The organism is Mycobacterium sp. PS03-16 (assembly GCF_004570325.1).
In the GTDB taxonomy this organism is placed as follows: domain Bacteria; phylum Actinomycetota; class Actinomycetes; order Mycobacteriales; family Mycobacteriaceae; genus Mycobacterium.
In genome coordinates, this window is the sequence record NZ_SPQO01000015.1 from 61,027 (window position 1) to 82,584 (window position 21,558).

A 21,558-nucleotide genomic window follows, 5' to 3' on the forward strand; every position below is an offset into this window, starting at 1 on the left:
GGGGGCCTGACCGATGTCGACCATCTTCAACGTGCGAAACCTGAAGCTGCCGGCGATGTCGCGCGCTTCGGTGATCATCGGCACGCTGGTCGTGGTGCTGGCGCTGGTGGCCGCACTCGTGGGCTGGCAGCTGTACAAGCGGCTGACCACCAACACCGTCGTCGCCTACTTCACCGACACGCTGGCGCTGTATCCCGGCGACAAGGTGCAGATCATGGGCGTGCGCGTCGGCACGATCGACTCGATCGAGCCGGCCGGCGACAAGATGAAGGTGACCTTCAGCTACGAGAACAAGTACAAGGTCCCGGCCGATGCCACCGCGTCGATCCTCAACCCGAGCCTGGTCGCGTCGCGCACCATCCAGCTGGCCCCGCCCTACACCGGCGGTCCGGTCATGGAGGACGACGCCGTCATCCCGCTCGAGCGCACCCAGGTACCGGTGGAGTACGACGAGCTGCGCGACTCGATCAACCGCATCCTGACCGACCTGGGGCCCACCGAGGAGCAGCCCAAGGGGCCATTCGGCGACGTCATCGAATCGTTCGCCGACGGCCTGGCCGGTAAGGGTCAGCAGATCAACACCACGCTCAACAGCCTCTCGGAGGCGTTGACCACGCTCAACGAGGGCCGCGGTGACTTCTTCAGCGTGGTGAAGAGCCTGGCGCTGTTCGTCAACGCGCTCTACCGCAGCGATCAGCAGTTCGTCGCGCTCAACCAGGATCTGGCGCAGTTCACCAACTCGTTCACCAACACCGACCGCGAGCTGGCCACCGCGCTGCAGGATCTCGACCAGCTGCTCACCACCACGCGCGGCTTCCTCGACGAGAACAGCGAAGTCCTCACCACGGACATCAACAACCTGGCCGAGGTCACCAACGCGATCCTGCAGCCCGAACCGCTCGACGGTCTCGAGACGGGTCTGCACGTGTTCCCGAACCTGGGCGCCAACATCGTCAACATCAGCTCCCCGGTCGCGGGCGGCATCGTCGGTCTGCCGGTCATCAACAACATGGCCAACCCGATGCAGTTCATCTGCAGTGCGATCCAGGCCGGCAGCCGGCTGGGCTATCAGGAGTCGGCCGAGCTGTGCGCGCAGTACCTGGCGCCGATCCTGGACGCGCTGAAGTTCAACTTCCCGCCGTTCGGCCTCAACCAGATCAGCACGGCCATGACACTGCCCAAGATGATCGCCTACTCAGAGGACCGGCTGCGGCCGCCGCCCGGGTACAAGGACACGACCGTGCCGGGCATCTTCTCCCGCGACACGTTGTTCTCCCACGGCAACCACGAGCCGGGCTGGGTCGTCGCGCCCGGTATGCAGGGCGTCGACGTGCAGCCGTTCACCGCGAACATGCTGACCCCGGACTCGCTGGCCGCGCTGCTGGGCGGGCCGGATCCCGCACCGCGGGCGGCTCCGCCGGCCTTCGGTGTGCAGCCCAACGGGAAGCTGCCGGGCCCGCCGAACGCCTACGACAACCAGAACCCGTTGCCGCCGCCGTGGTATCCGCAGCCGGCGCCGCCGCCGGCGCCCGCGCCGGGCGTGGTACTCGGCGATCCGGGCGGCTCCCCGCTGTCGGGTCCGGCTCCGCCGCCACCCGGCGCGGCTCCGGCCCCGCCGGCGCCGGCCGGTCCCGCGCCGGCTCCGCCGGGACTGCTGCCCGCCGAGGCGGGAGCACCGTGATGACCCGTACGCGAAGAGAACAGAAGGTGGGCATGGGCCGCGGCGTCGCGCTGGGCTTCTCGAAGATCGCCCGGCGGACGGTCGCGCTGGCCGTCGCCGCCGTGGTGCTGACCTCGTGTGGCAACTGGAAGGGCATTGCGAACGTCCCGCTGCCCGGCGGTCCCGGTACGGGGGCCGACAGCATGCGGATCTACGTGCAGATGCCGGACACGCTGGCGCTCAACGTGAACAGCCGGGTCCGGGTGGCCGACGTGTTCGTCGGCACCGTGCGGGCGATCGAGCTCAAGAACTGGGTCGCCACGCTCACCCTCGACGTGTCGAACAGCGTCAAGCTGCCGTCGAACGCGCTCGCCAAGATCGGCCAGACCAGCCTGCTGGGTTCCCAACACGTCGAGCTGGAGGCCCCGCCGGACCCGTCCGACGACCCGCTGCGCAACGGGGACACCATCCCGCTGCAGAACGCCTCGGCGTTCCCGACCACCGAGCGCGTGCTCGCCAGCATCGCGACGATTCTGCGCGGTGGCGGCATCCCGAACCTCGAGGTGATCCAGACCGAGGTCAACAACCTGCTGACCGGCCGGGCCGATCAGATCCGCGAGTTCCTCAACCAGCTCGACGTGTTCACCGACGAGCTCAACCAGCAGCGCGGTGAGATCACCCGGGCGATCGACTCGACCAACCGGCTGCTGGGCATCGTGGCGAGCCGCAACGACACCCTCGACCGGGTGCTCACCGAGTTCCCGCCGCTGATCGAGCATTTCGCCGAGACCCGCGATCTGTTCGCCGACGCCGTGCAGGCGGTGGGCCGCATCAGTGCCGCGGCCGACACCTACCTGGGTCAGGCCAGCGATCCGCTGAACACGAACCTGCAGAACCTGCAGCGTCCGCTCAAGCAGCTGGCCCGCTCGTCGCCGTACCTGATCGGGGCGCTGAAGCTGATGCTGACCGCGCCGTTCAGCATCGAGAACGTGCCGAAGGTGGTGCGCGGCGACTACATCAACGTGTCGCTGATGGTCGACCTGACGCTGTCCGCGGTCGACAACGGCATTCTGACCGGCACCGGTGTGTCGGGCATGCTGCGGGCGCTCGAACAGGCCTGGGGCCGCGATCCGAACACGATGATCCCGGACGTGCGCTTCACCCCGAACGCGCACAGCTCGCCGAACGGACCGCTGGTCGAAAGGGGTGAGTGAGCGGTGCTGACTCGCTTCATCAAGATCCAGCTGGTCATCTTCACGGTGCTGACGGTGATCGCGCTGGTCGCGTTGGGCTGGTACTACCTGCGGGTGCCCAGCCTGATGGGCATCGGGCAGTACACGCTGCACGCCGAACTGCCCCGCTCCGGCGGGCTGTACTCGACCGCGAACGTCACCTACCGCGGCACCACGATCGGTAAGGTCACCGCGGTCGAACCGACCGAACGCGGCGCCAAGGCGACGATGTCGATCAGCAACCAGTACCGGATCCCGGTGGATGCCAGCGCCAATGTGCACTCGGTGTCGGCGATCGGTGAGCAGTACCTCGACCTGGTGTCGACCGGTGCCCCGGGCCAGTACTTCTCGGACGGGCAGACCATCACCAAGAGCACCGTGCCCAGCGAGGTCGGTCCGGCGCTCGACGCGGCCAACGAGGGCCTCGAGGTGCTGCCGAAGGAGAAGATCGACTCGCTGCTGACCGAGACGTCACTGGCCGTCGGCGGGCTCGGCCCGTCGCTGCAGCGGCTGGTCGATTCGACGACGAACATCGCGCAGGACTTCCGGGACAACCTGGAGCCGGTCAACGACATCATCGCGAACTCGGCGCCGATCCTGGAGAGCCAGGTGACCTCCGGCGACAACATCGAGCAGTGGGCGCGCAACCTGAACATCCTGGCGGCGCAGTCCGCCGAGCAGGACGCCGCGCTGCGCAGCGGGCTGCAGCAGGCCGCGCCGACCGCCCAGCAGTTGGAGTCGGTGTTCGGCGGGGTCCGCGATTCGCTGCCGCAGACGCTGGCCAACCTGTCGGTGGTGATCGACATGCTCAAGCGCTACAACAAGGGCCTCGAGCAGGCGCTGGTGGTGCTGCCGCAGGGCGCGGCGGTGGCCCAGGCGGGCACGATCTTCGAGGGTGAGGGTCTGCTGCACTTCGGTCTGTCGATCAACCAGCCACCGCCGTGTCTGACCGGCTTCCTGCCGGCCTCGGAGTGGCGGTCGCCTGCCGACACCAGCATGGCGGAACTGCCGTCGGGCACGTACTGCAAGATCCCGAAGGAGTTCCAGGCCAACGTCGTGCGTGGCGCCCGTAACTACCCGTGCGCCGACGTGCCGGGCAAGCGCGCGGCGACGCCGCGGGAGTGCCGCAGCGACGAGCCGTACGTGCCGCTGGGCACCAACCCGTGGTACGGCGACCCGAACCAGATCCGGGACTGCCCGGCCGCCGGTGCCCGCTGCAACCAGCCGGTGCATCCGGGCCGCAACGGCGTCATCCCGGCGCCGTCGGTGAACAATGGGATGAACCCGCTGCCCGCCGACCAGCTGCCCCCGCCACCGGCGCCGATCAGCGATCCGCTGAGCCCGCCCGGACAGGGCCGCGTCGAGTGCAGTGGACAACAACCCAACCCGTGCATCTACACTCCGGCACCAGGACCACCCGGCACCGCGGTGTACAGCCCAGCCAACGGCGAGGTGGTCGGACCTGACGGCGTGAAGTACAACGTCAGCAACTCGAGCGACCCAGGAGAGAACGGATGGAAGGAGATGCTGGCACCAGCCGGCTGAACCCCCAACCCGATGCTGACGAAACGCCGGACCAATCGGTAGCAGTATCCCCAGACGACACAACCGAATCCGCAACCGAGAATCCCTCCGAGACCGAACTCATCGCCCCACGTGCCGATGACGGGCGACGCCCGACGCGGCTGGGCCGCGGCTGGCTCACCGCGGTGTGCGCGCTACTGGTGCTGCTCACCGCCGGTGCGGCGGTCGGCGGTTACTTCGCAATGCGCTCCCATCAGGAGAGCGTCGCGCTGGCGGCCAATGAGGCGGTGGCGGTGGAGGCCGCGCGTGAGTGCGTCGCGGCCACCCACGCTCCGGATGCGGCGGCGATGAGCGCCAGCCAGGCCAAGATCCTGGAGTGCTCGACCGGTGACTTCGGCGTGCAGGCCGGCCTGTACGGCGGGCTGCTCGTCGATGCCTATCGGGCGGCGAACGTGCAGGTCCAGGTCGCCGACATGCGGGCCGCCGTCGAGAAGCACAACCCCGACGGGTCGATCGACGTGCTCGTGGCCGTCCGGGTCAAGGTGACCAACTCCGAGGCCGCCGACCAGGAGCAGGGCTACCGGCTGCGGGTGCAGATGGCGCCGGAGGACGGGACCTACAAGGTCGCCGAGCTCGACCAGGTGACGTCGTGACCGCGGTCCTCGACGCCACCCCCGACGCGGCCGCCGTCGACGCCGCACCCGTTGACCCGCCTGCGCGCTGGCACGTGCGGGCCGGCGCGCTCGCGGTCGACGTCTTCGTCGGCGCAGGTGTGGTCGCGACGCTGGCGCCGTGGCTGCTGGCCGGGCCGCAGCTGGGCTGGCTGTGGTGGCTGTTCGTGGTGGCGACGGCCGTGGTGCTGGTGGCGATGGCCGCGAACCGGTGGCTGCTCCCGACGATGACGGGCTGGTCGCTGGGGCGCGCGCTGTGCGGGATCCGGGTGGTCCGACGCGACGGGTCCGCCGCCGGTCTCGGGCGCCTGCTGCTGCGCGACCTCGCCCACCTGCTCGACACGGCAGCGCTGTTCGTCGGCTGGCTGTGGCCGCTCTGGGACCGTCGGCGCCGCACGTTCGCCGATCTGCTGGCGCGCACCGAGGTCCGCGCCGTGCCCCGCCCGGAGCGCGAGATGCGGCGCTACACCGCCAAGTGGATGGTGGCGGCGGTGGTCGTCGCGGCGGTCGCGGCGGGATTGGCCTATCTGGTGGTGTACCGCCAGGAACAGGCCCTGGACCGCGCGCAGGCACAGATCGCCGAACAGGGTCCGCGGATCGTCGAGCAGATGCTGAGCTATGGCGCGGACACGGTCGACGAGGACTTCCAGCGGGCACAGTCGTTGACCACCGAGGCCTACCGGCCGGAGCTGGTGGCTCAGCAGAATGCGGTCCGCGAGAGCGGCGCGACCACCAACGAGTACTGGGCCGTCAGCAGCGCGGTGCTGTCCGCGACGCAGGACAAGGCGGCGATGCTGCTCGCGATGCAGGGCCAGCGCGGCGCCAACGTCGATGACCTGAAGTTCATCACCGCGACGGTGCGGGTGGAGTTCGACAAGGTCGGCGACGAGTGGCGGGTGAATCAGCTCCGAGTGCTCAAGGCGCCGGCGATGCAGGGGGTGCCGCAGTGAGCCCGCGCCGCCGCGTCGACGCCGACGAGCGCGACTACTTCGCGGTCGAACCGAAGCCGCCGCGGCGGTGGGGTCTGCCGCTGGTGGCCGCGCTGGCAGGGGTGTTGCTCGCCGCGGTGGTGACGGCCAGCACGCTGATGCTGGTGTCCTACGAGACCGACCGGCGCGCCGAGGTCCGTACCGCCGCCGCGCTGGACTACGTGCGGGGCTTCATGACGGCCTACACCTCGCTGGATCCGTTCAATGCCAACGCCTATGCCGACCGGATCCTCGCCGAGGGCACCGGCGAGTTCGCGAAGATGTTCAAAGAGAAGATGAACGAGATCGTGATCCAGGTGGCGCGAGCGGAGCCCTCCACGGGTGAGGTGGTGGAGGCCGGCGTGCAGCGCTGGAACGACAACGGCAGCGCCGACGTCCTGGTGGCGACCACCACCACGTCGAAGACCCCGGACGGCAAGACGACCATCGAGAGCGGCAACCGCTGGGTGGCGACGGCGACTCAGGAAGGACAGCAGTGGAAGATCAGCCAGCTGATTCAGGTGATCTGACCACCCCGGCTACCGCTCCATCCGAGCCCGCCCGCCGCGGGTGGCGGCTGCCGTGGCGTCGCGCCAAAGCCGCTGCGCCGGAGCCGGAGGCGGTCGTCGAGAGCGAGGCGGAGTCGCCCGCGGGCGAACCGGTCCGCCGGATGCCGACGGGCAAGGCGCGCCGCGCCGGGAAGACGGAGGTCACCACCGACGCGTCGGAGGAGCCGGCCTCGCGGGAGAATGCGGTCGCCGAGGAGCCGGTCGCCGACGAGCCGGTCGGCGAGAAGCCCGTCGGCGGGGAGCCGGTCGGCGAGGAGCCGGTCGCGGCATCCGACTCCGACGCCGATGTGGACGACGCTGAAGCCGCCGCCGCCGCCGACCCGGACTCGGATACCGAGGTCGAACCGGAGCCCGAACCGATCCTGGTGCCGCACCGGCCGGCGGGCCGGCGCCTGCTGACGGTGGCCGCAGCGGCGTCGGTGTTGTTCGTCGCGGCAGGCGCGTTCGCCGGGGCGATGGTGCAGCCCTACCTCTCCGACCGGGCGGCGGTCGACACCAAGCTCGAGATCGCCCGGACGGCGGCCGACGCCATCACGACGTTGTGGAGTTACACGCCCGACGACATGGCGGCGCTGCCCGACCGCTCGTCGCGGTACCTGTCCGGGGAGTTCGCCAGCGAGTACCGCCGCTACATCGACGCGATCGTGTCGACGAATCAGCAGGCACAGGTGACGAATACGACTCAGGTGATGGGCACGGCGGTCGAATCGCTGTCACCGTCGGAGGCCACCGCGATCGTCTACACCAACTCGGTGTCGATGAGCCCGGTGACCAAGAACGTGCCGTCGCTGCGCTACCTGTCGTATCGGCTGACGCTGGAACGCGACGGCGGGGACTGGCTGATCACCGGGATGAACTCGATCACCAGTCTGGACCTCACCCCGCAGGTGTGACGCGGGCGCGTCGACATGCCCGTGCAATCGCCGGTGTCGGACCGGCTGACCGTCGTCGCACTCCTGCTGTTGACGTTCGCGACCGGACTGGTCGACGCGATCAGCGTGCTGGTGCTGGGCCACGTGTTCGTCGCGAACATGACCGGCAATGTGATCTTCCTCGGCTTCTGGTTCGTTCCGCACTCGGGGGTGGACCTGACCGCGGCGTTGGTCGCGTTCGTCAGCTTCGTGGCGGGCACGGTGATGGGCGGGCGGCTGGCCCGCCACCTCGACTCCCGGGTGCGGCGGTGGCTGACCGTCGCATTCAGCGTCGAGGTCGTGACGCTGGTGGCGTTGTCGATTCTCGCGGGCACCGGGGTGCTCGACTATCACGACGACACCAAGCTGTTCCTGATCGCGGGTCTGGCCGTGGTGTTCGGGGTGCAGAACACCACGGCGCGCCAATTCGGGATTCAGGAGCTGAGCACCACCGTGCTGACCCAGACGATCGTCGGCATCGGCTTCGACAGCAGGCTCGCCGGTGGGACCGGGCAGCGGGAGAAGCTGCGCTACGGCGTCGTGGCGACGATGTGCGCGGGCGCGGTGGTGGGGGCCACGTTGACGCGGGTGACGGTGGCGCCGGTGATCGCGCTGGCCGCGGTGGTTGTGACCGCGGCCGCCCTGATCTTCCGATTCGGGCCCGGCGCGGCACCGGCGGGCGGCTAAGGTCGGCGGTATGCCAACCGTTCTGGTGACCGGCGCGTCCCGCGGTATCGGCTTGGCACTGGCCGGACATCTCGCCGGTCGGGGCTGGACGGTCTACGCCGGTGTGCGCAGCGATCGCGACGGCGCCGACGTCTGCGCGCTGCACCCGGACCGCATCACGGCGGTGTCGCTGGACGTCACGGACGCCGCCGACGTCGCCGCCCTCGCCACCACACTGCCCGACCGGCTGGACGCGGTCGTGAACAACGCGGGCATCGTCGTGGCAGGCGCCGTCGAGGCCGTCGACGTGGATGACTGGCGGATGCAGTTCGACGTCAACGTGTTCGGACAGATCGCGGTGACCCAGGCGGTGCTGCCGAAACTGCGGGACGCGCGCGGCCGGATCGTGTTCATCTCCAGCCTCAACGGGCAGATCTCCATGCCCCTGCTCGGTCCGTACTGCGCGTCGAAGTTCGCGCTGGAGGCGGTGGCCGACGCGCTGCGGGTCGAGGTGCGTCCGTGGGGTATTCCGGTGGTGCTGGTGGAGCCCGCGCAGACCGACACCGATATGTGGCGGCGCGCCGACGACATGGTGCTGGCGGCCGAGGCCGCGATGTCACCGGAGCAGCGGGAACGCTACGCGCGACACATCGCGGGGATGAAGTCGTTCGTGCCGGCGGCCCGGCGGATGGCCGTCCCCGCCGCGAAGGTGGTCGCCGTCGTCGAGGAGGCATTGACCGCCCGACGGCCGCGGGCACGGTACGTGGTGGGAGTCGGCCCCAAGGTGCAGTTGGCGTTGATGACGAATCTGCCGACGGCGGTCCGCGACCGGGTCATGGCCGGACTCGCCCGCATCCCGCGCCGGATGTGATGGCAGAGTTCGTCAAGCACAACCCGGCTGCGCCGCACGGGTTCTTCGCCTGCGAGGCGGCCGGTCTGCGATGGCTCGCAGCGGCGGGCGGTGTTCCGTGCGCCCCCGTGATCGCCTGTAGCGCAGCCTCATTGACCTTGGAGCGCCTCGAGTCGGCCGCGCCGACGCGGCGTGCCGCCACGGCGTTCGGCGCGGGCCTCGCGGTGACCCACGACGCCGGGGCCGAGGCCTTCGGTGCGGCGCCCGACGGGTGGGACGGAGACGGCTTCTTCGGGCCGCTGCAACATCCGCTGCCGATGTCGTTGACCGCGCATGAGCGATGGGGTGAGTTCTACGCCGACGAGCGTCTTGCGCCGATGGCCGAACGGGCCGGGCCGCGGTTGACTCCGCGCGGCCGCACCGCCGTGCGCGAGGTCGAAACCCTCTGCCGGGCGGGCGCTTTCGACGATGAGGACGAGCCTGCGCGCCTGCACGGCGACCTGTGGAGCGGCAACGTGATGTGGACGCCGGACGGTGTGGTGCTGATCGACCCCGCCGCGCACGGCGGCCACCGGGAGACCGATCTGGCGATGCTCGCGTTGTTCGGGTGTCCGTACCTCGACGACGTGCTGGCCGGGTACGAATCGGTGCACCCGTTGCGTGCGGGGTGGCAGACGCGGGTGGGACTGCACCAGTTGTATCCGTTGCTCGCCCACGTGGCGCTGTTCGGCGCGGCGTACACGTCGCAGACCGAGACGGCGGCGGCATCGGCGCTGGGCTGATCGTCTGCGACGGCGTTGCTGGCCAGCGTCATCGGCGGATTGCCCGCCCGCGTGCCATGATCATGGAAGTAGTTGTTATGGCACAAATATCGGGTGCTGCGCCGATTCCGGCGCACGTGTCAGAGCAACCGCCCGCGGCAACTGACTCGACCGCATGACGATTTAGTTGCTCGAGAAAGTACAGGCGGTGAACAGCACGCTTCCCCGGTGAACACCGCGGCTGAGGGTGGAGTTCTCTTGCGTCGAGCGATATTGACGGACTTATCAGCAATCGGATGTTCGGCGACCTAAGAGATGTTACGGTGCCTGGGATCTGTCGGAAAAGTCGGTCGGGAGGACCTGGTCACATGGCCAAGCACCGGGGTGCGAAGCGGCGTTCCAAGAAGATTGCTGTTCTCGGTGCGGCGACGGTCACCGCGACCGCGCTGACCGTCGGAGCCGGACCGGCCCCCACCGCGACGGCGGCGGCGGTCGAGCGCGCGGATGCCGTCGACCTGGCCGCGGACTTCCGGCTCTTTCCGCCGCCGGCGGCCATTCCCGACATCACCTTCGGGGCGGGTGGCGCGGCCTACGACGTCAAGAACCAGTTCGCCGACTTCGTCTTCCGCACGATCTTCGACAACGTCAACCTGGCCGCTCTCGCGCGTGCGGCGGGTGTCGATCCCGAGAGCATCCTCGAAACGGTGCTCGGCAACCTGCCGCTGGCCCTGCTCACCGACCCGATCTTCGTCGATCTGCTCGGCGGGCTGGCCCTGCCGCTGGCCACCGTGCTGGATCAGCTCCCGTTGTTCGAGCAGATCCCGCTGCTCGGGAATCTGCTGACCGCCCTGTTGAGTCAGGGCATCAACGAGGCCGGTCTCAACACCATCGCCGGGCTTCTCGAGGTCGTGGGCCTCGACCTGAGTGACCCGTTCAATCTCACCGAGGTCGGGGGCCAGCTCGGCCTCAACGTCGTCACGTCCGGTCACCTGTTCACCTTGCTGAAGGTGCTCGGCACGGACCTCGGATGGACGCCGACGCTGCCGAATTCGGTCGCCGACGAGGTGGAGGGCACCGAGTACCTCGGAGTCGGGCTGGATGGACTCCTCGAACTGGCGGACACGGGAATCGTCTCGATTCCGGGGATCCTCAACCAGGTGCTCGATCTGCTGGATCTCGGCAGCCTCGACGACATCCCCGATGCGCTCAAGGTGCGTGTGCCCGTGGTGGTCGGTGAAGGGGTCGGTGCCTTCGCCGCCGGCATGGCGTACCAGGACATCCTCGACCGGCTCGCCAGCCAGCCCGGCGGGGTCGACTACGACGGCGAGGAGGCCGCGCCGCTGCTCGGGAGCATCACGGTGCTGCCGATGCTGTTGTACCGCAACCCCGGACGGGCCAACGGCGGGCTGTTCGCCCGCCTGTACCCGCTGGCCGGGTTGTTCGGCATCGACACCGTCACCCCCGACACCCAGGTGAGCAACAGCGGTGGCCTCGAGATCCCTCTGACCAACCTGTACCTGGGTGGGGCGACGCTGATCCCGGTCAAGATCGACGCGACGGTGCAGTACGACCCGCTCTCGGATTTCGCGGCCTGGCCGAACCCGTTCTCGCTGGTGAACAGCCTGGTCGCCGCGGCGCTGCCGACCTACACCTTGCGGGGGTTGGACACCGCTTTGACCGCCGAGTCGGTCACCGAACAGTTGGCGCCGCAACTCGCCGAGATCACGGCCGGCCTCCTCGACGACGACGTCCCGCTCGCGCTGAATCTGTACGCGACGCTGCCCACGGACACCCTGCCGCTGCTCGAGCCGACATACCTGATCTTCGACGCGATCAACCTGCTCACCGGCGCCAACCTCAACAACCCGATCGCCACGGCGCTCGCGCCGGCGCTGACCAGCCTGGTCAACCTCGGCTACACCGACGTGGAACGGCAGTGGAACGACGAGGGCGACTACTGGGAGTACGTGCGGACGTTCGACGACACGAGTGTCCCGACGCCGTTCGGCTCGTTCCCGGACATCAACTGGCTCAACGTTCCGGGCGACATCATCGGTGCGTTCGGCGCGGGCGTCCGGCAGGCCTTCGAGGACGGGTTGGTGAACCGGGACGGCCCCGTCAAGAACGCGCTGGCCACGCTGCTGAACCTGCTCGGTCTCGACGGCGGCCTGCCGGGCGGTATCGGTGGCGCCGGACTCGACGGCGTCGTGAACCAGATTCGTGACGCGGTCGACGACCTGCTCGGCGGTCTTGTCCGGGCCGGCGCTTCCACCTTGGCCACCGCCGGCAGCGTGCCCGACGAGCGCGCGCAGCGGGTGTCGCTGACCGTCGAAGACGCCGGCGCCGCCACGGTGGACGAGGGCAGCGAGACGTCGCTCGACGATGCACAGACAGCGCCCGAACCGGTCGGGGACGTCGAGGACGCGGTATCCGCCGGCGCAGACTCCGCCGAAGAGGGTGCCGACGACGGCGCCGAGGACTCAGACGCCGCCGAGGATTCAGACGCCGCCGAACCCGTCGACGACGATGCCACGGACGACGACGAGGGCATCGACGACGTTCCCGCTGCGGACGACGCCGCAACGGACGCCGCGCAAGACGCGGACGACGACGGTGAGGATGCCGACGGAGGTGCCGACGGCGAGGGCGCCGGCGACGCCGACTCCGCCGACACCGGCGCCGCCGACAGCGACCCGAGCGGATCTAGCGCTCCCGCCGCCTGAGGCGCCGGCGCTTCGTCGCAGCAGCGCGCCGAAGTGATGTCGGACACAAATTTCGCGCCGCGTGATCCGCAGGGTCGGTGCCCGCTTCGCGCGCGGCGTCGTTGACCGGCGAACGTTCTCAGGAAGAAGGCCGTGGACGGCGCGTCGTGCGCATTTCGGCGGACCGACACAGCGCAGCATTGCTGCGCCGTGGCGAAGATCAGCCGATCTTCGCAGGTGGAACGACACGGGCGAGCATCGGTGGTTCGACCACACGATAACGTCCTTGACGTTCGTGCATTCGCCGACTGGATAACCCGCGTTATTGCCAGCTCAGAGGCGGTTCCTCAAGGTTGCACGGATGCTTCGCTGTCTGGATAGCGGAATCCGTGGCGGTTGTCACCGCAATAGTTGATAGCGCAAAGACCGACCCTATCGCCCGGTTCAGCTAATCGTTTCGCGCTGCTAACCTCGCCGGGGCACACGCTGAGAAGAAACTGAGAAAGGGCTGTGGGGGATGCGACGGGGAGTGAACAAGCCGGAAGGCCGCCGGGCGATGCGCCGACGGATGGAGCGCTCGAAAGTGAAGCGCCTGGGCATGATGGGCGCGATCTCGGCCACCGCCCTCGCCATGGGGCTGACCCCGGCGCTGGCCAATGCCGCGAACAGCGAGACGTACTTCATCGGCTTCCCCGAGTGGTTGCCGATCGGCGAGGGCTCGACCCTTCCGTCCGATCCGGTGGCGATCAACAACGCGATCGTGGGCGCCAAGGACACCGACCCGCTGATCGCCTGGGGCCTGGGGCCGGTCGACCTGCGACCGACCTTCGTCAAGTGGTACACCCCGGTGAACCCGCTCGATCCCACTGACCCCAACCAGGAGCAGTACTACACCCCGGGCGAGTGGGGGCAGACCGGTTCCCACACCGTCAGCTACACGGGTCCCAACCCGCTGTACCAGCCGGCCTACGACGCTGCGTACGACCTCGCATACAACTACGACGTCGCTTACGGCGTGGCATACGCGCAGATCTCGGCGGCCGCCTACGACTCGGCCTACGCGCGCCTGTCCCGCGGTTGCAGCGGGTGGACGGCGAGGCTGTGCCAGGCGAAGGCCGCGGTCGACGCAGCCGCTGAGGCCAAGCGGATCGCCGACGCGCAGGCTCCGGCGGCAGCCCGGGCCGAGGCGACCAGGCTGGCTCTGGCGGCCGCCCTCGCCGCCGTGGCGAACATTCCGAAGACCGTCGAGTTCAGCGAAGAGATCCCGGAGTACGGCTGGACCGAGGACGGCTTCTGGTCCACGACCACGTCGGGTCAGTGGGTCGCGTCCCCCGAGGACGTCGCGGACCTGCCGACCGCCGGGCAGCTGGCCTACCTCGCGCAGGCCGTGCAGAACGGCGACCTGAGTGCGCTTGCGCCCGTGCTGAACTGGACGGCCTACCTGACCAACGTCAACCTGATCGCCTACGGCGACGGAGCGATCGCCGCCGGGCAGGCGTATCAGGCGTACCTGGACAGCGTGCGTGGTGAGACCCACGAGGGTTACGACGCCTTCGTCATCGGCGACCCGGAGACCGGGCCGCGCAAGATCCGAATCACGTTCGGCGACGGTGTGATTCAGGTACACCAGACCGACACCACCAACAATCCGCTGGAGATCCCGCTGCCCGGTGATCTCGAATTCCCCGACGCCCCGCAGGTCGGCTGGGAGAGCGTCCAGGACGGCGGCGTGGTCGACCTGACCGTGCTGTCCCTCGTGCTCGCACGCAATCCGGGCCGCGCCAACGGTGGCCTCTACGCGCGGTTCGCCCCGTTGTACGAGGAGCTCACCGGCGTGAACCCGATCAGCCCGGATCGGCAGGACGTCCTTCCCGAGGGCGTGGACCCTGAGCTGATCACCAAGCTGCTCACCGGGAATGCTGACGGCATCACGATGGACGAGCTGGGCAACATCCAGGCCGTCATCGACTCCGTCGACGGCAAGCCGATCGTCGTGACCCTCAAGGCCGACGTGGGCTGGCAGTACGACCTGCTGTCGGATGCGCCGGCCACGGCGAATCCCTTCGCGTGGGCCAACTCTGTCGCGTCGGCGGTGCTGCTGACCAACCTGCTCACCGGCACGGACTTCCAGAATCTCGGCGACGGCGGCTACATCGGGCCCGACGGCACGATCTACTACACGCTGCCGGTCGAGGAGCTTCCGCTGCTGGCACCGCTGCGGATGCCGTCTCAGGCCGCGGGACTGGCTCTCGGTGATGCCTATGCCAACGCCGCGCTGGCCGACGCCCTCGAACCCGCGATGAAGATCCTGGTGAATCTCGGCTACACCGACGTCGTGCGCCAGGAGGACGGCACCTACGTCCGCACCCTCGACCAGTTCGGCGAGAACGCGCTCTTCGGTACGCCGACCCTCACGCGCGAGCAGTGGGCCCTGGTGCCCGGTGACCTGGTCGCCGCGTTGGGCGCAGGCTTCGGCGACGAGCTGTCGGACGTGCTGATCCGCACCAAGGATCAACTCGTCAAGAACCTCGCGCTGAACCTCACGCCCGAGCAGGACGCCGCGCTCGAGAACACGCTGGTCACGGCGGGCGGCGTACTGAAGACGGTCAGTCGGGATGCCGGCGATGTCGTCTCGGCCGGGCTCGGCGCCGTCGACGCCCGCGTGCCCGACCAGCCGCAGGTCACCCAGGAGCAGTTGGCCGCCGTGCAGCGGGCGACGGGACGCGAGCTCGCCGAGGCGCGAGACGACGCCGGACAGGTCGCCGGACAGGTCGATTCGGCGGTCCGCGACGCCCGCGAATCCGCCGCCGAGAGGCGTTCGGTGCTCCGCGACTCGATCAGGAAGGCCGGTGACAACCTGCAGCGCGCCGGCGAGCAGGTGGGGGAGAACATCCGCAACGCCGTCGACCGGGACCGCGAGGCAGACGCGTCCGACAACGGCAGCGCCACCGACGACGCCGACAACAACGACGCCGCGGATAAGGCGTCCGACAACGCGTCCGGCAGCGACGCGTCGGACGGCACCGACGCGCAGTAGTCGCACCGTGCGCGGCAGCCCCGGAGTGCAATACTCCGGGGCTGTCGGCTTTTCGGCTAGCCGAGGATCTCGGCCATCGCCGGGGTCAGCCACTGCGCGTACTCCCCGGTGATGTGGTTGTCGTCGCGGTAGACCAGGAGGCCGCCGACGATCACAGGGCAGCGCTGCGCCGTGCAGAACAGCTCGCCCAGGTCGGCGTAGCGGCCACCGGCTCCATGCACCGCGGCCGCCTCGGCGGCGATTCCGTTGGCGTGCAGCGCGATTCCCCGGTCGGGTGAACAGGCCACGACATCGTCCATGTGGTCCGATACGCATGACGGCACCGTCGACTGCGGATCCGGCACCGGCCCGAGCACCAGCACGTCCGCGCCGGTGGACCGCAGCCGCGACACCAGCCGGCCCAGCCCGTCGAGCCACGCCGAATCGTAGGTGGCGAAGCCGAAGTCGGCGCCGTAGCGGCGGGACATGTCGACCACGATCCGTTGGGGCCGTTCCGCGTCCAGCCGCGCCAGCACGTCACCGCGCCACTGCACGCATTCGCTGTACGTCCTGCCCAGGTACGGGCTCGTGATCGGCAGGTCCATCAGCGGGCAGGTCACCTTGCTCATCGTGGTCAACCGCCAGCCGCGCTGCGCCGCGACCGATTCGAGGGCGGGTTGCCACATCGCGGCATGGGAGTCGCCGACCAGCGCCACACCGGCGCCGGCCGCGCTGTCGCCCGACACGCAGTCGGGCTGGTCGACGTCGCGCCAGCTCAGGACGCACCCGTTGACGAACACCTCCGGTTTGGGCACCGCGCCCAGTGGCGGCGACAGATCGGCCGGCACCGCACGCATCTCGGCCGAAGCCGCCACCGCTGCCTGCACCTGGGTGCGGGCGGTCACCGGCACGGGAGTGGCAGGCCCGGCGGGCGACGGGGCACCGGCCGTGGGGACGGCCGGGGCGGTCAACGCCGCGGGCAGCGGCGAGGGGGCGTCGCCGACCGGGACGGGACGCAGCGCGAGCAGCACGATCGCCGAGCACACCGCCATCGCGGTCGCGACGCCGCCGGCCGCGAGGCTGCGGACGGTCGATCCCCGCAGGGCGTCGGCGAACCGCGCGGGATTCTCCACCAGATGCAGTGTCAGGATGGCCAGTCCGAGTGAGATGGCCACCAGCGCCAGGCGGCTGGCCAACCCCGGCTGCGCACCCAGCAGCGTCGGGGCGAGGATGAGCACCGGCCAGTGCCACAGATACCACGAGTAGGACACCCGTCCGATCGCCCGGAACGCCCGCTTCGACAGCAGCCGTCCCGCACCGAGATTCGGCGTCGCGCAGCCGGCCACGATCACCAGCACGGTACCGGCGACCGGTAGCAGTGCGGCGGTGCCGGGGAACGGTGTGGCGGGGCCGATCCGCGTGCACGCCACCACGATCAGTGCGAGGCCGCACCAGCCGACGAGTGCGGCCGCCACCGGTGGCAGCCGCCGCCACCACGCGACGCTGAGCGCCAGCAGCCCCCCGGCCGCGAGCTCCCATGCCCGCGACGGCAACGAGAAGAACGCCCACGACGGCCACTGATCTGTCCACGACACCGACACCGCGAACGAGGCCGCGGCCACCGCGGCCAGCACGGCCGCGTAGGGCAGCGGTGACCGGGCCACCGGCGCACCGAACCGGCGACGCAGCACCCACGCCGTCGCGATGATCAGCGCCGGCCACACCAGATAGAACTGCTCTTCCACGCCGAGCGACCAATAGTGCTGCAGGGGTGAGGGTTCGGTGACGGATAGGTAATCGGTGCCCTGGATCGCGAAGCGGACGTTGCCGGCGTACAGCGCGCCGGCAATCGCGTCGCCGAGCACGCTGCGGGCCTGCAGCGGTGGCAGCAGCAGCGCAGCGCCGACGGCGGTGACGGTCAGCACCAGCGCGGCGGCGGGCAGCAACCGGCGGGCCCGCGCGGCGTAGAAGGCGCCGAGTCGGACGCCGCCGCGGGACGCCACCTCGCGCCACAGCAGCCCGGTGATCAGGAATCCGGAGACGACGAAGAACACGTCGACACCGACGAATCCGCCCCCGACACCCGGCATACCGGCGTGGTAGAGCACGACGGCCAGTACCGCCACCGCGCGCAGACCCTCGATGTCGGTGCGGAATGCGCCACGGCGCGCCGCCGCGGACGGGCCGCGCCGGACCGGTGAGGGAGACTTCGTCACTTCAGTCACGTGAAGCACAATGGTCCCACGGTCGAGCGCGTGAACCCGGTATTGACGCCCTAGCCGAACGCGAGCCAGCTGGGCAGCGCGCGCTCCCGGGAGTTGCACAGCACCTGGCGGGTATCGCAGTTGCCGCGCGGCGATCCCGCACCGCTCCACATCCCGCCGGTGTCGCGACGAAGCACGATCGCCGACGAGCCGCCGCCGTCGAGCAGGATGGCATGGTCGGCGCCCAGGCCGCGGAACAGATCCTGCATGTTGTCGGGGGTGTAGTTGCCGCCCTGGAACACGTACAACTGGTCGGCGGCACTGCTGTACCCGATCGCGGTGCGTGCCGCGCTCGGGCCGGGGTCGTTGAGCTGTCCGGTGTTGCCCGGACCGAGCAGGCCCAACCCGGCCACCGCGACGAACCGCGTTCCGCCATCCATCAACCGCTGAATCTCCGGTGAGGCGGCGTCGTAGTCCTGCGGCCCGTCGGGCATCACGACATACGGCGCGCCCGTGACCGGGATGATCATCGTCGCCAGCGCGGTCCAGGTCTCGTCGCCGCCGGACAGAGCCTGCTTGCCTGCGTAGGCGAGGGTCCCGGTGACCGCGGCGTTGGCCCGGCCCAGCCCGCGGGTGTTGTCCACGTAGGCGCCCAGCGGTGAACTGCACCCGGTGTCGCGCCAGGAGCCGCCCTGCTGACCGCGGACGTCGAAGAAGTTCGCGTTCACCGCGATGGTCGGCTGACCCAGCACCTGCCACGCCTGGAGGGGGGTGAACGTCTCCGACGCCTGCCGCAGGCCCTCGCGCGTACGGGCGCGCGGATCCCGTTCGCAGCGCGCCTGATAACCCTGATGGGTGTCGACGAGCAGACGCGGCGTCAGGCGCGCCGACGCGTTCTTGATGGTCATCAGGTGTCCGCCGTTGTCCAACGTGTACTCGCGCCCGTCGGCCGCGCGGAACGGTGCGGCGAACTGGCCGCCGAAGTTGTAGACGAGGTACGAGCCCTTGGTGTTGGCGATCGCGCCGAGCAGCAGCGCCCTGGCGTCCTCGGCACGGGCCTGCGATGCGCCGAGAGTGCTCAGCACCGCGCACATCGCGTACACGGCCGCAACCGCCACGATGCGCTGCGTCACCTTTGCTGGCGCGGGCACGCCCATCCCTTCGTCACTGGTCACCTACCCACCATTGATGGGCACATCAGTCACTCTGTCAACTTTGGTAACAGCGCTGTCTCGGCTCGGCGTCGGGCCGGTCTCCGTGAGAAAAATCTTTCGAATCAGTGACGGGTTAATCGCGGCGCTGCTGGGTAACCGGTCGGCATGCCCGCTCCGCGGGTAGTAGCTCGGGCGTGCGCGCCCCATCCACGAAGGAGCAGGAAATGATCGGTACCATCCTCGGCGCGCTGATCGTCGGCTTGATCGTCGGCGCGTTGGCGCGGCTCATCATGCCGGGCAAGCAGAACATCGGCGTCATCATGACGATCGTGCTCGGCGCCCTCGGATCGTTCATCGGCAGCTGGCTGACGTACCAGGTGGGCTACAGCAACTCCAACGGCGGGTTCCAGATCATCCCGTTCCTCGTCGGCATCATCGTCGCGATCGTGCTCATCGCGATCTACGTCGGCGTGACCGGCAAGCGGGGGTCGCGTCCCGGCACGGCTGTTCGCTGACACCGAGCGCTACGAGTGGGCCCGGGGCGCACGCCCCGGGCCCCTCGTCTGTCAGCGGCCGGGTGGAGCCAGCCGGTACACCGCGTCCGCGTCGTCGTCGGTGATGTAGACCGCGCCGTCGGGGCCGGCGACCGCGTCGACCGGGCGGCCCCACCGGGAACCATCCTCGGCCTGGAAGCCCCCGACCAGTGTCTGCTGATCGCCCAGCCCGCCGTCGCGCCACGGATAGAACGACACCTCCGGCGCCCGCGGCGGCTGCCGGTTCCACGAGCCGTGGATCCCCACCAGGGCGCCCCGCGCGTACGGTTCGGGCAGCGCTCCGTCGACGAAGCTCAGCCCCAACGGCGCCGAATGGGCACCGAAACTCTGCTCCACGGGCGGCAGTGCCGCGCAGTCCATCTTCGAGCCGTCGGCGTTGGTCTGCACGTCGCGGATGAACGGCACATCCCCGGGTCCGCCGTCGATATTGCAGTATGGCCAGCCCAGTTCACGGCCCGGCGTCAGCCTGGCGAGCTGCTCGGGCGGATGGTCGTCGACGTAGTCGGGATCGACCTGCCCGGTCCGCGGGGTGAGCACATTGTCGCGACCGTTGACCGCCGTCCACACCGAGCCGTCCGGCGCGACCGCCAGGCCGGTGCCGTTGCGGACCCCGGTGGCGAACGGCTCGGCGGGCCCGCCGCCCGGCGGGACGCGCATGATGGTCGCGCGCGGCGGGGTGGCGTCCCGGTCCCCGGCGGAGATGTTGCCGGTCGATCCGATCGAGAAGTACACCGCCCCATCGGGTCCCACCGCGACGCTTTTCAACGCGTGTGCGTACGCGCCTTTGAGGTCGGGGCTCTCTGCGTCGGGCAGTCCGCCGGCCACCACGCGGCGGTTGGTCGCCTCGCCGTTGACGTAGTCGTAGGCGACCACCTCGTCGCTTTCGGCGACGTAGAGCGTCTGGCCGGCGAAGGCCATCCCGTGCGGTTGGGTCAGCCCGCTCAGCAACTGGGTGGGCTGCGGGCCGGCGCCGTTCGGGGTCAGCTTGATCACCTGACCGGTCCGCGGCACAGACACCAGCAGCGCGCCGTCCGGTGTCCACCGGGCCAGCCGCGCCTCCGGGATTCTGGCCCACACCGCCATGGTCCAGCCCTGCGGCACCAGCGCCTGGCGCGGCTCGTCGAATGGGGCGGCCCCGAGGTCCTCGGGCACCTCGACGGTCACAGGGCTCAACTCGGCTGGGGCGGCCTCTCCGGCCGAGGTCGCCGGGGCCGACGCCGACCCCTGTTCCCGTGATGGCGGTGAGGCTTCCGATGAACATCCCGCCAGCGCCGCCGCACACAGCAGACAGGCGCCGAGTCGCTCAGGCCGCAGCCAGATTCGCATGCATCTCCCAGACCAGGATCTCCGATGGTTCGGCGGCGGTGACGCGCTGGCCGCCGGAGGCGGTGAAGCGCACGGCGTCGCCTTCGTGCAGCACGCCGGCGCCCTCCAGGGACACTTCGCCGCGCGGTACGAACAGATGCAGATACGGCGCCTGGGGCAGCTCGATGCTCTGTCCGGGCTGCAGCCGCGCGCCGTGCAGCGCCGCATAGCGGTTGCGGATGGTGATGGCGGTCTCACCGCGGTGCTCGGGCATACCCGACGCGATCGTCACGAGGTTCCCGCGCAGCAGTTCGTCGTCGATCTCGAGCTGCTGGTAGCCGGGCGTGACACCGGATTCGTCAGGAACCACCCACATCTGCACGAAATGCACAGGCTCGCTGTGGGTTTCGCCGCCGGTCAGCGTCCATGAGTCGTTCTTCTCCGAGTGCAGGATGCCGCGGCCGGCCGACATGCGTTGCGCGAGTCCGGGGTAGATGACGCCCGAGTGGCCGGTGGAGTCCTGGTGGACGAGCGATCCGCGCAGCACCCAGGTGACGATCTCCATGTCGCGGTGCGGGTGGGTGTCGAATCCCTTACCCGGCCTGACGATGTCGTCGTTGTTGACCAGCAGCAGGCCGTGGTGGGTGTTGGCCGGGTCGTAGTGGTCGGCGAAGGAGAAGGAGTGCTTGGAGTCCAGCCAGGAGATCCGCGTCTTCGCGCGGTCGTCGGCGCGGCGGATGTCGATGCGTTCGGCCGTCGATGCTGTCATGTCTTCACCCCTTGGTCGTGGCCAGCCTAGGTGGCCGACCTG

17 protein-coding genes are annotated in these 21,558 nt (G+C 69.6%); 13 read left to right on the plus strand and 4 right to left on the minus strand.

The features are described 5' to 3' along the window. The first annotated feature begins 13 nt into the window (after positions 1 to 13). From E4P42_RS14645 to E4P42_RS14700, 12 genes are all read left to right on the plus strand, one after another. Complete coding sequence (locus E4P42_RS14645; RefSeq protein ID WP_135126798.1) at positions 14 to 1,681, plus strand: virulence factor Mce family protein; 1,668 nt, start codon at positions 14 to 16, stop codon at positions 1,679 to 1,681. Positions 1,682 to 1,713: 32 nt separating this feature from the next. Beyond that, positions 1,714 to 2,874, plus strand: coding sequence for a virulence factor Mce family protein (locus E4P42_RS14650; protein WP_135126854.1), 1,161 nt, complete (start codon positions 1,714 to 1,716; stop codon positions 2,872 to 2,874). A 3-nt stretch (positions 2,875 to 2,877) separates the two neighbouring features. Then, entirely contained in the window at positions 2,878 to 4,437 is a 1,560-nt protein-coding gene (locus E4P42_RS14655; RefSeq protein WP_135126799.1) for a virulence factor Mce family protein, read from the plus strand. Further along, positions 4,407 to 5,069: a hypothetical protein gene (locus tag E4P42_RS14660; RefSeq protein WP_135126800.1), complete on the plus strand. Its 663-nt coding sequence runs from the start codon at positions 4,407 to 4,409 to the stop codon at positions 5,067 to 5,069. The genes E4P42_RS14655 and E4P42_RS14660 overlap by 31 nt, the downstream gene beginning before the upstream one ends. Next, on the plus strand, positions 5,066 to 6,037 hold the full coding sequence (locus E4P42_RS14665) for an RDD family protein (RefSeq protein WP_135126801.1): 972 nt from the start codon (positions 5,066 to 5,068) through the stop codon (positions 6,035 to 6,037). Before E4P42_RS14660 ends, E4P42_RS14665 begins: the two co-directional genes overlap by 4 nt. Further along, positions 6,034 to 6,585 carry a mammalian cell entry protein gene (locus E4P42_RS14670; protein ID WP_135126802.1) on the plus strand — a complete coding sequence of 184 codons (552 nt, stop codon included), beginning with the start codon at positions 6,034 to 6,036 and terminating at the stop codon, positions 6,583 to 6,585. The genes E4P42_RS14665 and E4P42_RS14670 overlap by 4 nt, the downstream gene beginning before the upstream one ends. Then, positions 6,552 to 7,517, plus strand: coding sequence for a mammalian cell entry protein (locus tag E4P42_RS14675; RefSeq protein WP_135126803.1), 966 nt, complete (start codon positions 6,552 to 6,554; stop codon positions 7,515 to 7,517). The genes E4P42_RS14670 and E4P42_RS14675 overlap by 34 nt, the downstream gene beginning before the upstream one ends. A 15-nt stretch (positions 7,518 to 7,532) precedes the next feature. Next, complete coding sequence (locus E4P42_RS14680; protein ID WP_135126804.1) at positions 7,533 to 8,222, plus strand: YoaK family protein; 690 nt, start codon at positions 7,533 to 7,535, stop codon at positions 8,220 to 8,222. Between the two features lie 10 nt (positions 8,223 to 8,232). Continuing rightward, on the plus strand, positions 8,233 to 9,072 hold the full coding sequence (locus E4P42_RS14685; protein ID WP_135126805.1) for an SDR family NAD(P)-dependent oxidoreductase: 840 nt from the start codon (positions 8,233 to 8,235) through the stop codon (positions 9,070 to 9,072). Next, complete coding sequence (locus E4P42_RS14690) at positions 9,072 to 9,833, plus strand: fructosamine kinase family protein (RefSeq protein WP_135126806.1); 762 nt, start codon at positions 9,072 to 9,074, stop codon at positions 9,831 to 9,833. The genes E4P42_RS14685 and E4P42_RS14690 overlap by 1 nt, the downstream gene beginning before the upstream one ends. 347 nt (positions 9,834 to 10,180) lie before the next feature. After that, a complete protein-coding gene (locus E4P42_RS14695; RefSeq protein ID WP_245234027.1) occupies positions 10,181 to 12,535 on the plus strand; it encodes a PE-PPE domain-containing protein in 2,355 nt (784 codons plus the stop codon). 496 nt (positions 12,536 to 13,031) lie between these two features. Beyond that, the gene (locus E4P42_RS14700) at positions 13,032 to 15,551 is read left to right on the plus strand and encodes a PE-PPE domain-containing protein (RefSeq protein ID WP_209305780.1); all 2,520 of its coding nucleotides are present in this window, start codon (positions 13,032 to 13,034) and stop codon (positions 15,549 to 15,551) included. A gap of 56 nt (positions 15,552 to 15,607) precedes the next feature. On the opposite strand, the gene E4P42_RS14705 is transcribed toward E4P42_RS14700, so the two are convergent. Both E4P42_RS14705 and E4P42_RS14710 read right to left on the minus strand, forming a co-directional pair. Continuing rightward, positions 15,608 to 17,746 carry an acyltransferase family protein gene (locus E4P42_RS14705; protein WP_245234032.1) on the minus strand — a complete coding sequence of 713 codons (2,139 nt, stop codon included), beginning with the start codon at positions 17,744 to 17,746 and terminating at the stop codon, positions 15,608 to 15,610. A 59-nt stretch (positions 17,747 to 17,805) separates the two neighbouring features. Beyond that, complete coding sequence (locus tag E4P42_RS14710) at positions 17,806 to 18,891, minus strand: phosphodiester glycosidase family protein (RefSeq protein ID WP_135126855.1); 1,086 nt, start codon at positions 18,889 to 18,891, stop codon at positions 17,806 to 17,808. A gap of 221 nt (positions 18,892 to 19,112) precedes the next feature. Between E4P42_RS14710 and E4P42_RS14715 the strand changes: the two genes are divergently transcribed. Beyond that, positions 19,113 to 19,403 (plus strand): GlsB/YeaQ/YmgE family stress response membrane protein, encoded by a 291-nt coding sequence (locus tag E4P42_RS14715; protein WP_135126809.1) that lies wholly within the window; start codon positions 19,113 to 19,115, stop codon positions 19,401 to 19,403. Positions 19,404 to 19,454: 51 nt separating this feature from the next. Here E4P42_RS14715 and E4P42_RS14720 read toward each other — a convergent pair whose 3' ends face one another. Beyond that, positions 19,455 to 20,768, minus strand: a complete 1,314-nt coding sequence (locus E4P42_RS14720; RefSeq protein WP_135126810.1) for a sorbosone dehydrogenase family protein — start codon at positions 20,766 to 20,768, stop codon at positions 19,455 to 19,457. Further along, positions 20,746 to 21,516, minus strand: coding sequence for a pirin-like bicupin family protein (locus tag E4P42_RS14725; protein ID WP_135126811.1), 771 nt, complete (start codon positions 21,514 to 21,516; stop codon positions 20,746 to 20,748). The genes E4P42_RS14720 and E4P42_RS14725 overlap by 23 nt, the downstream gene beginning before the upstream one ends. Positions 21,517 to 21,558: the final 42 nt, after the last annotated feature.